Genomic DNA, 13835 nt, shown 5'->3' on the forward strand with positions numbered 1-13835 from the left:
GTGGGAATCTTATGAAATGAATATGGAATGGCAAAACAAAAATTAGTCATATTGGGTGGAGGAGAAAGTGGTGTTGGAACAGCGCTTTTAGGAAAGACAAAAGGATATGAGGTTTTTGTTTCCGATAAAGGAAAAATAAAAGAGAAGTACAAACAAGTTCTTATACATAATGAGATTGAATGGGAGGATGAAATGCATACGGAATCAAAGATTCTAAGTGCCGATATTGTTATGAAGAGCCCGGGTATTCCCGATAAGGTGAGTTTGATAAAGCAAATTCGTGAAGCAGGTATTCCTGTGATTTCTGAAATTGAATTTGCCTCAAGATTTACTGAAGCTACAATTGTTGGTGTTACAGGAAGTAATGGAAAAACAACTACGGCAACGTTAACACATCATATTCTAAAGCAAGAATTAAATGTGGGGTTAGCGGGTAATATTGGTGACAGTTTTGCAAAACAGATATTGGAAGATGATTTTGAAAACTATGTACTAGAAATTAGCAGTTTTCAATTGGACGATATTGTCAATTTTAGACCAAACATTGCGGTATTGTTAAACATCACGCCAGACCATTTAGATAGATATGATTACAAATTTAAAAATTATGTTCATTCCAAATTCAGAATTGCAATGAATCAAACTAAAGAAGATTATTTGATTTATGATGCCGACGATAAAGTGATTGTTCATCACTTAGAAAAACATCCAGTTCAATCCACATTAATACCTTTTTCATTGGAGAGACCAGTTGAAAACGGAGCGTATTTAGATAAAGAAAATATTAGACTAACAATAAATAATAACGAGATAATTATGCCAACAGAAAACTTAACCTTAGAAGGAAAGCACAACGTAAAAAATGCAATGGCTGCTTCTGCTGTAGCACATTTACTTAAAATAAGAAAACAAACTATCAGGGAGAGTTTAGAGAACTTTCAGGGGGTTGAGCATCGTTTAGAACAAGTGCTTAAGATTAATAAGGTACAGTATATAAATGATTCTAAAGCAACGAATGTTAACGCGACATATTATGCTTTGGAAAGTATGGAGGCTCCTACAGTTTGGATTGTTGGTGGTGTTGATAAAGGGAACAATTATGAAGAGTTGTTTCAGTTTGTAAATGAAAAAGTTAAGGCTATTATTTGCTTAGGTGTTGATAATGAGAAATTAATGAACACTTTTGGTAATATGGTAGATATTATTGTTGAAACACAGTTTATGAGTGAAGCTGTTAAGATAGCTTATAAGGTGTCTGAATCTGGTGATAATGTTTTACTGTCGCCGGCTTGTGCGAGCTTTGATTTGTTTGAAAACTATGAAGATCGAGGACGTCAATTTAAAGAATCTGTTAGAAACCTGTAATAATAAATTAGAGTGCAGTCATTATTTAAAAATTTAAAAGGTGATCGATTAATATGGGCTATAGCGGCGCTACTGGCTATATTGTCGTTTTTACCAGTTTATAGTGCTGCTAGTAATTTGGCTTATAGAGGAGGAGGGGGTAATACTTTTGCTTTTTTTATTAAGCATTTTGTGCATTTGGTTCTAGGTTTTGCAATTATGTATGGGATTCATAAAATTCCATATCGCTATTTTAAAGGCTTATCTCTAGTTATGATTCCAATTGTTTTGGTTTTATTAGGTATAACAATGCTGCAAGGAACTACTATTGAGGGAGCGAATGCAAGTAGATGGATTCAAATACCTTTTGTTGGAATGTCATTTCAAACATCAACCTTAGCGGCTGTAGTTCTCTTGGTTTATGTGGCCAGATATATGTCTAAAATTAAGGATAAAGAAATTACTTTTAAAGAGTCTCTTTTACCACTTTGGACGCCTGTTTTTTTAGTATTGATATTGATTCTCCCAGCTAATTTTTCTACAACGGCTATTATATTTTTAATGGTATTGATGTTAGTGTTTTTAGGGGGGTATCCCTTAAGGTATTTGGCAGTGATTATTGGTTCGGGAATATTAGTGTTAACTATGTTTATTTTAATAGCGAAGGCTTTTCCTGATGCTATGCCTAATAGAGTTGATACTTGGATGGGGCGAATAGAAAGTTTCTCGAATCCTGAAGATACTGAGGCAGATTATCAGATTGAAAAAGCAAAAATAGCCATTGCTACGGGCGGGATTCAAGGTGTTGGCCCGGGTAAAAGCATGCAAAAGAACTTTTTGCCACAATCATCGTCTGATTTTATTTTTGCCATTATTATAGAAGAGTATGGGTTAATTGGTGGTTTTGTAATCATGACCTTGTATCTATGGTTGCTTTTTAGGATAGTGATCGTATCACAAAAATCAGATACTATATTCGGTAAACTTTTGGTTTTAGGAGTTGGCCTGCCAATCGTGTTTCAAGCACTAATTAATATGGCGGTTGCTGTGGAATTATTCCCTGTTACAGGGCAAACTTTGCCGTTAATAAGTAGTGGAGGTACTTCTATTTGGATGACTTGTTTAGCAATAGGAATAATACTTAGTGTGAGTGCAAAAAGAGAAGAGATTAAGGAACGAGAAATAAGCGAAGAAAATCCGCTGGAAATATTATCTGAAACGTTGTAAATGAGTAAATATAAAATCATATTATCAGGAGGAGGAACAGGGGGTCATATTTATCCAGCCATAGCTATTGCGAACGAATTAAAATCACGTTTCCCCGATGCCGAATTTTTGTTTGTTGGTGCACAGGATCGAATGGAAATGGAAAAAGTGCCACAAGCGGGATATGAGATAAAAGGGTTGTGGATTTCAGGTATTCAGCGTAAGTTGACTTTAAAAAATTTAATTTTTCCGTTTAAAGTACTCAGTAGTCTTTGGAACGCTCGAAAGATTGTTAAGTCTTTTAAGCCAGACATAGCTATAGGCACAGGTGGTTTTGCTAGTGGTCCGTTATTGAAAGTTGCTGCTTCAAATAATGTCCCAACATTAATACAGGAACAGAATTCATATCCTGGTATAACTAATAAACTGTTAGCTAAAAAAGCAGAAAAAATATGCGTGGCTTATGATGACTTGGAGCGCTTTTTTCCTTCAGATAAAATTATAAAAACAGGAAATCCTGTTAGGCAAGGGCTTTTGGATGTAGAGACAAAAACAGTGGAGGCGAAAGACTTTTTTGATTTGAAACATGGAAAAAACACCTTGCTTGTTATTGGGGGGAGTTTAGGTTCAAGACGTATTAATCAATTAATTGAAAAGAAATTAGATTTTTTTGATACTCAAAACGTACAGATTATATGGCAATGTGGAAAACTATATTATCAGCAGTATAAAATATATGGAAACACAAAGAATGTTCAGGTTTTTGAGTTTTTGAATGATATGGATTTCGCTTATGCGGCCGCAGATATGGTAATTTCAAGGGCAGGAGCAAGTTCGGTTTCAGAGTTGTGTATTGTTGGTAAGCCCGTGATTTTTATTCCATCTCCAAATGTAGCCGAAGATCATCAAACAAAAAATGCTATGGCAATCGTTGATAAAAATGCTGCTTTGATAATAAAGGAAGAAGATTTAGATGCTGACTTTGAAAATAAATTTTCGCAATTAGTAGCTTCTTCTGAGAAGCAAAAAGAATTGGGAACAAATATTAAAAAGTTGGCATTAGTTAATGCAACAAATGAAATTGCAGACGAAATAGAAAAATTACTCAAAAGGAATTAATGAATTTAAATCACGTACATAACTTTTATTTTATTGGCATTGGCGGTATAGGTATGAGTGCTTTGGCTAGATACTTTCATGCAAATGGAAAGCAAGTAGGTGGATATGATAAAACTCAATCGCCAATTACAAAAGGTTTACAGGAATTAGGGATTGAAATTCATTTTGAAGATTCTGTTGAACAGATTTATTCAGCTTTTTTAGATAAAGAAAGTACTTTGGTAGTTTATACGCCTGCGGTTCCAAAAGATCATAAAGAATTAAATTATTTTATAAATCATAACTATAATATAGTTAAGCGGTCTAAAATTTTAGGCGCTATTACTGAAAACACCTTTTGTTTAGCTGTTGCGGGTACGCATGGCAAAACGACTACAACAAGTATTTTAGGTCATTTAATGAATGTTTGTGATGTGCCCTTAACTGCTTTTTTAGGTGGTATTAGCGAAAATTATAATTCGAACTTAATTTTAAACGGAACCGAAGTTTCTGTTGTTGAGGCTGATGAGTTTGATAGGTCGTTTTTAACTTTATCACCAGACTTGGCTTGCATTACATCAATGGATGCAGATCATTTGGATATTTATGGTGATTCTTCTGAGTTGGTAAAATCTTTTGAAGAATTTTCAAATCGAATAAAACCTAATGGGAAGCTCTTTGTGAAAAATGGTTTGCCTTTAAAAGGTGTGACTTATGGTATTGAAGATGATGCTGATTATTCAGTCCAAAATATAAAAATAGAAAACGGTACTTATGTTTTTGATGTAAAAACGCCAAAAACGGTACTCGAAAATTTACAATTTAACCTACCTGGTAGACATAATCTGTCGAATGCATTAATAGCCTTGGCGATGGCTGTAGAATATGGTTGCCCTAACCGGCAGCTCGCCAAAGCTTTAGCATCCTATAAAGGGGTGAAGCGCAGGTTTACTTATCAGATAAAAACAGATAGTTTGGTGTTTATTGATGATTATGCACACCACCCACAAGAAATAGAGGCCGTTCATCAAGCTGTTAGGGAGATGTATCCTCATAAAAAGGTGCTTGCCGTTTTTCAACCGCATTTATTTAGCCGAACCAAGGATTTTATTGATGATTTTGCAAAAAGCCTAGCGCAATTTGATGAGCTTTTGTTGCTTGATATTTACCCAGCAAGAGAGTTGCCTATCGAAGGAGTTAATTCTGAATGGTTATTGGGTAAAATTGCAAATAAGAATAAGCAATTAGTCACTAAGGGTGATTTGCTTAATCAAATTCATAAAAGTGACGCTCAGGTTGTTTTAACAATGGGGGCTGGAGATATTGGTGAAGAAGTGAAACGTATAAAAAAAGGATTAAGTATTGCGAGTTAATTGGAATTACATAAAGTTGCTTGTTTTGTTAGGCTTAGTGGCCTTTTTATTCGCTTTTTCAGCGAATAAAAATGGGAACCGATCAATATCTGTTCCTCAAGTTGAGTTCGTGAGTGAAAACAATCTTTTTATAACGAGTGAAACTGTTAGTAAATTGTTAATACAAAATTACGACGGTCTTAAAAACATGCCTAAAGAAACTTTAGATTTGAATGAATTAGAAAAAGCCCTCAAATCTAATCCCATGATAAAAACTGCAGAAGTGTATGTTGCTGTAAACGGTGTGCTTAACGCCAAAATAGAGCAAAAGACACCAATAGCAAGAGTCAGTACAAATGCGTCTTATTATATTGATGACGAAGGTTTGTTTATGCCATTGTCAAGAAGTTATTCTGCTAGAGTACCACTAGTTACTGGTTATGTTGAGAAAAATAACTTAAGAAGCGTCTATAAAGTTGCACAAAAAATTAAGGACGACGAATTTTTAAAAAAACATGTTATTGAAATTCATCGAAATGAAGATAACAGTTTTTATTTAAGATTAAGAAAATATAAGTTTTTAGTGCAATTGGGGGATGTTAATTTTTTAAATAAGAAAATAAATAATCTTAAGGCGTTTTATAAAAAGAATTTAAAAGATAAAACACTAAGTAATTATAGCAAAGTGAATTTGCAGTTTGAGAACCAAGTAATTTGTACCAAAATTTAAGCTATGGAGCATAATTTAGCAGTAGGGTTAGACATAGGAACCACAAAAATTGTGGCGATGATTGGTCGTAAGAATGAATACGGCAAGGTTGAGATTTTGGGTATAGGTAAATCTAAAAGTTTAGGTGTTCATAGGGGTGTTGTAAATAATATTACCCAAACCATTCAGTCTATTCAGCAGGCTATTCAGGAAGCGGAGGTTGCTGCCGATATGAAAATTGAAGATGTTACCGTAGGTATCGCTGGGCAGCATATAAGAAGCTTACAGCATAGTGACTATATAACAAGATCAAATTCTGAAACTGTTATTGATGATGATGATATCGATCGACTCATAAATCAAGTGCATAAATTAGTGATGCTTCCGGGCGAGGAGATTATACATGTTCTGCCACAGGAATATAAAGTTGACGGACAAGCCGAAATAAAAGAGCCAATAGGTATGTATGGTGGACGTTTAGAAGCTAATTTTCATGTTGTTGTAGGTCAGGTTTCTTCTATTAGGAATATTGGACGTTGCGTGCAAAGCGCTGGGTTGAATTTAGAAGGTATTACTTTAGAACCTCTAGCGTCGGCAAACGCTGTTTTAAGTCAAGAAGAAAAAGAGGCAGGTGTTGCATTAATTGATATAGGAGGTGGAACTACCGATTTAGCTATTTTTAGAGATGGTATTATTCGCCATACGGCTGTTATACCATTCGGTGGTAATGTGATTACTGAAGATATTAAGGAAGGGTGTTCAATCATAGAAAAGCAAGCTGAATTGCTAAAAATAAAATTTGGTTCTGCATGGCCAGGAGAAAATAAAGATAATGAAATTGTATCTATTCCGGGGTTAAGAGGTAGAGAGCCAAAGGAAATTACCTTAAAGAATTTATCTAAAATTATTCATGCTCGCGTTGTTGAGATTATTGAGCAGGTATATGTTGAGATAAAAAATTACGGACATGAAGAGCAAAAGAAGAAATTAATAGCGGGTATAGTTTTAACAGGTGGTGGTAGCCAGTTAAAGCATTTAAAGCAATTAGTGGAGTATATAACTGGAATGGATACCAGAATTGGATATCCGAATGAGCATTTGGCAGGCGACAGTGACGATGATATCACAAGCCCTTTATACGCAACTGCCGTAGGTCTTGTATTAGACGGTTTAAAAAGGCAAGAAAGAAAGAAAATTGAACAGCAACAAGAGGACGATGTTTTGAACGATGTTGAGAGTCCTGTTGAAGAAATAAAAGAATCACCTGTTAAGGAAAGACGCTCATTCCTTGATAAGTTGACCGAGCGCGTTAAAGATTTTTTAGATAACGCGGAATAGGAAAGAGCGGAAAATTGTCCATTGGACAGTTTATGCGAAGTTGCTTTAAGGCATAAAAAGAAAACCATTGAATTAAAAAATAAAGTACAAACAAACCTCAGTAAAACTGAATTTATGAGCAGCAAAAAAGAATTCGAAAGCATTTCATTTGATTTACCCAAGAATCAATCAAATGTAATTAAAGTTATTGGTGTTGGTGGTGGTGGTAGTAATGCCATTAATCACATGTTCCAACAAGGTATTAAAGGTGTAGATTTTTACATCTGTAATACAGATGCCCAAGCCCTCCAAAATAGTGGTGTTCCTAACAAGATCCAATTAGGCCTCAACCTTACAGAAGGTTTAGGTGCAGGTGCAAATCCAGATATCGGCGAGCAATCTGCAGTGGAAAGCTTTGATGATATTTCTCAGATGTTAGATACAAACACAAAAATGGTGTTTATAACTGCTGGAATGGGAGGAGGGACAGGTACAGGTGCGGCTCCCATTATTGCGAAAATGGCTAAGGATTTAGATATTCTAACAGTTGGAATTGTTACGATGCCATTTCAGTTTGAAGGAAGAATGCGTATTGAGCAATCTCAGAAGGGGATTGAAAAATTAAGAGGTGTAGTTGATTCATTAATTGTAATAAACAATAACAAACTTCGTGAAGTGTATGGAAATCTTGGTTTTAAAGCAGGGTTCTCAAAAGCAGATGAAGTATTATCTACTGCTGCTCGTGGGATAGCTGAAGTTATTACACACCATTACACCCAAAATATTGATTTACGTGATGCAAAAACGGTTTTAAGTAATAGTGGAACGGCTATTATGGGATCTGCTTTAGCATCAGGTCAAAATCGAGCTCAAGATGCTATTCGTAAGGCTTTAGATTCTCCATTATTAAATGATAATAAAATTACAGGTGCTAAAAATGTATTGCTGCTAATTGTTTCTGGTGCTCAAGAAATTACGATTGATGAGATAGGAGATATCAATGATCATATTCAAAATGAAGCTGGTCATGGTGCTAATATTATTATGGGGGTTGGTGAAGATGAAGCTTTAGAGGAGTCTATTGCGGTAACTATTATAGCAACAGGGTTTAATATTGAGCAACAGGATGAGATTTCTAATACAGAAACTAAGAAAGTTGTACATTCTTTGAGTGAAGATCAAGAATTAGATACTCAAGAAAAAGAGCCTGTAATTATTGCTCCAATTATTGAATTAGAAGAGAAAAAAGAACCGCCAGTAGTTCGTCATACTTTAGATTTAGAATCGGAAGAAGAAGTTGAAAGTTTTTCTGTCAAACAGAAAAATGAAGAACCTTCAAATAATATAGATTTAATCTCAACATCTGATATTATTAAAAACATAGATGTAGTATATAATGAGGTTTCTGCTAATATAGAGGATGATGAGGATTTTATCATAAAGCCAGTAACAAGAATGTCGGCAGATGTTGAGGAAATGACGGATATTGAGGTCATTTCAGATTACATCGAAGAAGAACAACAAATAACCTTGACTTTTGATATGCCATTGTCAACTAATGATGATGAAGTTCAGAAAGAAAATGTTATTTCTTATGATTTGACCGATGATATAGTTGATGATAATATCAAGGATATTCCGGTAAATGATTATGTAGAGTTGATAACAGTTACAGAAACTAATGAAGAAGGCGACGTGAGGTATGCGCTTGACGATTATGCTGAAGCTGAATCTTCAATGAACCTGAAGCAACAGGAGCAAGAAGTATTAGAAGAAGATCAAGATGTAGTTTTTGAGAGAAAGGTTGTTAAACAACCTATGGTAGAAGAAGATGGAAGTGAGGAAATTGATCCAATGAACACGCCAATTTCAGAATTGCTTAAGGAGCGTGCGGAAGAGCGTAGACGTAAAATGAAAGACTTTAATTATAAGTTTAATAGTGCAAAAATTGATGATATTGAAAAAGTGCCTGCTTACAAACGTCAAGGCGTTAATTTAAATGAAGCGAAGCATTCATCTGAAACCGATTTATCAAGAACAAGCGTTGGCTTAGATGATAATGATGATATTCAATTAAGAAGTAATAATTCATTTCTACACGACAATGTAGACTAATAGTACTGCCCTTGGCTTACTATGCTATGTATGAACCCGAAAAGCATCCATCTGTTTTTCGGGTTTTTATATAGGTAAATTTGATGTTATCCCTTATGAAGAAAGGGTTTTTATTTTTATCTTCGCAGTCTAAATAAATAGGAAAATGAGTTTACAACATGATGTTATGTCTGCTTTAAAAAGCGCTATGAAGTCTAAGAACCAAACGGCTTTAACGGCTTTACGAGCGGTTAAATCTGCTATTCTTTTAGCTCAAACTGAAAGTGGAGCAAAAGAAGATTTAACAGAAGAACAAGAGCTTAAAATACTTCAAAAACAAGTAAAGCAACGTCGAGATAGTGCAGCTATTTATTTAGAACAAGAACGTGAAGATTTAGCGGCACCAGAATTGGCTGAGGCTGATGTTATTGCACAGTTTTTACCAGAAGCTTTATCAGATGAGGAAATTGAAAAAGTGGTGGTTACAACTATTGCCCATGTTGGAGCAGAAGGTATGAAAGATATGGGGAAAGTCATGGGAATAGTTAGTAAGGAATTGGCTGGACAAGCTGATGGTAAAACAATTTCAACAATTGTGCGTCAAAAATTATCTTAAAATACAAATTCTGAAGTTTCAAAATATTTTGGCTGCGTAGTTCAACTGGATAGAATATCAGATTTCGGCTCTGAGGGTTGGGGGTTCGAATCCCTTCGCGGTCACTTTTTAAGCCTGTAAATCATTGATTTACAGGCTTTTATGTTTATTTAATTTAATTCTGCACAACATATGCACAACATAAATAATCATTAAATTATTGATTTTCAAATACTTATATTTATTGTAAGTTGTTGAATCATCGTTTGATTTAGTTTCATAGTAATCTACTAGAGCATTTGAGTACACTAATATGATTTATTAATTTTAATAACTCCTCTTTTTAAGAGTTAAGATAAATCAAATATGCTCTAAAATCTTTGTTGACATAATGTTTACAACTATTTTTAAAAAATATTACAACTTTTCTTTATTTTTATATATTTGTAATAATAAAAAAACTCTGTTAGCGCAGAGTTTTTTGTTAGTTCTTTGACTTAAGGTGTCAAAATGTGTTTTAGTAATGACAAAATTAGTAAAAATTTCTAGTCCGGCAAAAATACGGACTGGAAAAAGACGTGAGGTGTCCAGAAGTGAATGCCTGGTTGATCTTAAAAAGGATCTTCCAAAAATTTTCAAGGCCTTTAATAAGGGAGTGAAATTATTTAATAAAACAATGGAGGATATTCCTTTTAATTCAAGGATTAGGCTTGATGCTCCGTTGTTGAACTCTAGAATTGTGCAATGTATTCAAGAAGAGTTTCCGGAGCATTGGAAATTTGGAAGGTATAAGCGCTTTGTTCTTAGGATTGAAGATTATCTTGTTTTATTCAAAAAATTAGATAGGAAAAATAAGCCAATGAATATTCAAACAAAACATGTTAATTCGATTTCAAATCAAATGCAATTGTCTTTGTTTAACGATTCCTCTTTTTTTACAGAACCAATATTGTTTTTTGGTTACAAAAAAGATAAATCGGGTGAAATTATTTCGCCACAATTAGTATATATTGATGAAGATATGGTTAAGTGGGTTATTTCTGAAAATGATATTGAAGTTATCAATACTGGGAATAGTGTTTCTGATATTAGCAGAAAAAGGACTATAAATTTATCTATTAAAGAAGAATTGAGAAGTAAAAAGGCTTCTAATAATTAATAATTAATCCGACACCTTAAGGAAAAGATAGTAAAACTTTTTTTTTATGAAAATTAATCATTCTCAATTTGTATTTGCGAGAGAGTATAGAGGGATGAATCAGACTGAGCTCGCGAAAAAAGTGATAGGGCTTTCTCAATCAAATTTGTCTAAATTTGAAAAAGGGCTAGAAGTTTTATCTGAAGAGGTAATAAGGAATATTGTTCACGTTTTAGATTTTCCATTAGCGTTTTTTGAGAAGCGAATTTGTAATGATGTAGATTCGGCACATTATAGATCAAGATCAAGTATTACAAAAAGGATACGGGTGCAACTAGAATCAAATAATAAGCTTTTAGGATATTTAGTAGATAGACTAAATGAATCTGTTGATTTTCCAGATTTCTCTTTAATATCTCTTGATGTTGAGGATTATACTCCAGAATACATTGCTGGCTATACAAGAAAATTATTAGGATTAAAAAGAGATGAAGCGGTAATTGATATTTTTTATTTATTAGAGAGTAGTGGAATTGTTGTCATTGAATTTGATGCAATTTCAGATAAATTCGATGGAGTTTCTTTTAAAACGGACAATGGCATTCCTATCATAATTATTAATAAAAATTTTAGTAACGATCGCAAGAGATTTAGTTTGGCGCATGAGTTGGGTCACTTGCTAATGCACATAATCGGTGATTTTCCAATTCCTTCTTATAGAAATGAAAAAGAAAAGGAGAATGAAGCAAATAGGTTTGCGGCTGAGTTTTTAATGCCTGCTCAGGATATTGAAAAATCACTTCATGGTTTAAGATTATCTTATTTAGCTTCTTTGAAAAAATATTGGCATACCTCAAAACAGTCTATCATTAGAAGAGCTAAAGATTTGAATTGTATTGATAGCGAAAGAGCTAGGTATTTTATGATAGAACTAAGCCGAATGGGAGAAAGAAAGCATGAGAAAACTTTAGTTAACATTGATAAACCAGTGATATTCAAAAATGCTTATGAATTACACAAGGAGGAACTCAATTATACAGATGAAGAATTGGGTAAGGCTTTTTCGTTACCAAACGATATTATAAAGAAATATTTGAATTTTTCCGATTCGGCTAAGCTCAAAATTGTTATGTAAGTTATTTCATTTAAATCTTTTTTTATAGAAAAGAAAGGGATGATATTTAACAAATTAAATCGTTAGAGAAAATCAACTAGGACTTATTTATTATTGGAGTTGGCACAACATATGCACAACATATGCACAACAATAATGTTTGCATATTATATCAGATGTTATATTAATATAATGTTTTAAGTGACTAAAGGCACATATAAGCACTATTTATGTTCTATTTAGTAGAAATCTGAATTCCCTTCGCGGTCACTTTATAAAAACCATGGATATTCCATGGTTTTTTTGTTTTTTATAATAAAAATTAGCCTAAAGACATTCCTTATTTGAATAGATGAAATGCATAATTCTAATACGCATAATGGTTTATTTAGCATAAATGTTTAATCACGGTATAATTATTCTTTTCTTTGAGGTGTGCAGAATCTATTTTTCTATTTTTTTATTCAGGATGATTCGATTACAATAAGTCAAATAATACTTGGTGTATTTGGAATAGTCATGTTTTGTATTATCCTACGGTTTTTTATTAAAATGTTAGAAACAGCTTACGTTTTAAAGTTTATGAAGCCATGGTACACACATTTTTATTTTGTTTCTAGAAAACTTACAAAACCGCAAAAATTAATTCTTAGAAAGTATTTTAGATTTTATAATAAACTTAGTGCGAAGCATAAAAAGTATTTCGAGCATCGCGTGGCTTCGTTTATTAAAGATAAAGATTTTATCGGAAGAGATGGATTTGAAATCACGGAAGAAGTAGAAGTCTTGATATCTGGTACAGCTGTAATGCTTACTTTTGGTTTTAGAGATTATTATATTGGTGTGATTTCCAAGATAGTTGTATACCCAAAAGCTTTTTTTTCTAAGACCAATCAAGTATACCATAAAGGAGAGTTTAACCCTATGCTTAGTGCACTTGTACTAAGCTGGGAAGATTTTATAGAAGGGTTAAATATTGAAAACGACAACTTAAATTTAGGAATACATGAATTAACACATGCTATTCATATTAATAGTCTTAAAGAGCGGGATATCAGTTCAACTATTTTTAGTGATTCTTTCAAGGAGTTAAAGCAATTATTGGCAGAGAAACCGAAATTACGTGAAAAATTGGTGCAATCTGATTATTTTAGAAAGTATGCCTTTACCAATCAATTCGAGTTTTTGGCTGTACTTACAGAGACTTTTATTGAAACACCTCAAGAATTTAAGTCTAATTTCCCCGAGGTTTATAGTAAAACTAAGCAAATGTTAAACTTTAATTTTGCTGGTTATTAAGATGTTGTATGATTTTTATCATGATTTTTAAGGAATGATTTCAATAATTTTAGTGGTAACTAAACTTAAAACTAAAAATCATGATACGAAAAGCACCAATTTCGATGATAATGACTACACCCGTCATTACGTTAAAAAAATACGATAATTTAGAAACTGCGGAACATTTATTTAAGTTACATCATATAAGACATATTCCCGTTGTAGATGGCGATGTTGTTATTGGTATGTTGAGTTATACCGATTTATTAAGGTTGAGTTTTGCAGATGTGGATATGAATGACGATGACATGTCTGACGTTATGGTTTATAATATGTTCAGTATAGAACAAGTTATGAATAGAAATATTGTTACCGTATCATCATCAAATTCTATTAAAGAAGTAGCAGAATTATTAGCCTCCAAAGAGTTTCATGCCTTGCCTGTGGTCGATAATAACGCTCTAGTAGGTATTGTTACTACAACAGATCTTATTAAATATTTGTTGAAACAGTTTTAGGATTGAAATGTTAGTTGTGATAGAACAGATGTGTTAATTAGTTTTCAATCCAATTTCATTTAATTATTG

12 protein-coding genes and 1 tRNA gene are annotated in these 13835 nt (G+C 33.2%); all 13 read left to right on the top strand.

Features of this window, described 5'->3' with window-relative positions:
* Positions 1-27 precede the first annotated feature (27 nt).
* Positions 28-1365, top strand: a complete 1338-nt coding sequence (gene murD / locus Q0857_RS13070) for a UDP-N-acetylmuramoyl-L-alanine--D-glutamate ligase (protein ID WP_298536002.1) — start codon at positions 28-30, stop codon at positions 1363-1365.
* A 12-nt stretch (positions 1366-1377) separates the two neighbouring features.
* Positions 1378-2571, top strand: coding sequence for an FtsW/RodA/SpoVE family cell cycle protein (locus tag Q0857_RS13075; RefSeq protein WP_298536004.1), 1194 nt, complete (start codon positions 1378-1380; stop codon positions 2569-2571).
* On the top strand, positions 2572-3669 hold the full coding sequence (gene murG / locus Q0857_RS13080) for an undecaprenyldiphospho-muramoylpentapeptide beta-N-acetylglucosaminyltransferase (RefSeq protein WP_298536006.1): 1098 nt from the start codon (positions 2572-2574) through the stop codon (positions 3667-3669). It begins immediately after the preceding gene.
* Positions 3669-5021 carry a UDP-N-acetylmuramate--L-alanine ligase gene (murC, locus tag Q0857_RS13085; RefSeq protein WP_298536008.1) on the top strand — a complete coding sequence of 451 codons (1353 nt, stop codon included), beginning with the start codon at positions 3669-3671 and terminating at the stop codon, positions 5019-5021. The genes murG and murC overlap by 1 nt, the downstream gene beginning before the upstream one ends.
* Before the next feature lie 187 nt (positions 5022-5208).
* A complete protein-coding gene (locus Q0857_RS13090; protein ID WP_298536010.1) occupies positions 5209-5730 on the top strand; it encodes a cell division protein FtsQ/DivIB in 522 nt (173 codons plus the stop codon).
* 3 nt (positions 5731-5733) lie between these two features.
* Positions 5734-7047, top strand: a complete 1314-nt coding sequence (ftsA, locus tag Q0857_RS13095) for a cell division protein FtsA (RefSeq protein WP_298536012.1) — start codon at positions 5734-5736, stop codon at positions 7045-7047.
* Between the two features lie 114 nt (positions 7048-7161).
* Entirely contained in the window at positions 7162-9141 is a 1980-nt protein-coding gene (gene ftsZ, locus Q0857_RS13100; protein ID WP_298536014.1) for a cell division protein FtsZ, read from the top strand.
* A 145-nt stretch (positions 9142-9286) separates the two neighbouring features.
* Positions 9287-9736 carry a GatB/YqeY domain-containing protein gene (locus tag Q0857_RS13105; RefSeq protein WP_298536016.1) on the top strand — a complete coding sequence of 150 codons (450 nt, stop codon included), beginning with the start codon at positions 9287-9289 and terminating at the stop codon, positions 9734-9736.
* A 30-nt stretch (positions 9737-9766) separates the two neighbouring features.
* A tRNA-Arg gene (locus Q0857_RS13110) sits at positions 9767-9840 on the top strand.
* Positions 9841-10238: 398 nt separating this feature from the next.
* On the top strand, positions 10239-10874 hold the full coding sequence (locus Q0857_RS13115; RefSeq protein ID WP_298536018.1) for a hypothetical protein: 636 nt from the start codon (positions 10239-10241) through the stop codon (positions 10872-10874).
* 46 nt (positions 10875-10920) lie between these two features.
* Positions 10921-11988, top strand: coding sequence for an XRE family transcriptional regulator (locus Q0857_RS13120; protein WP_298536020.1), 1068 nt, complete (start codon positions 10921-10923; stop codon positions 11986-11988).
* A 561-nt stretch (positions 11989-12549) separates the two neighbouring features.
* Positions 12550-13266 (top strand): zinc-dependent peptidase, encoded by a 717-nt coding sequence (locus tag Q0857_RS13125; RefSeq protein ID WP_298536022.1) that lies wholly within the window; start codon positions 12550-12552, stop codon positions 13264-13266.
* Between the two features lie 80 nt (positions 13267-13346).
* Positions 13347-13766: a CBS domain-containing protein gene (locus Q0857_RS13130; RefSeq protein ID WP_298536024.1), complete on the top strand. Its 420-nt coding sequence runs from the start codon at positions 13347-13349 to the stop codon at positions 13764-13766.
* The last annotated feature ends 69 nt before the right edge of the window (positions 13767-13835 follow it).

This window comes from uncultured Algibacter sp., from assembly GCF_947495925.1.
In the GTDB taxonomy this organism is placed as follows: Bacteria; Bacteroidota; Bacteroidia; order Flavobacteriales; family Flavobacteriaceae; genus Algibacter_E.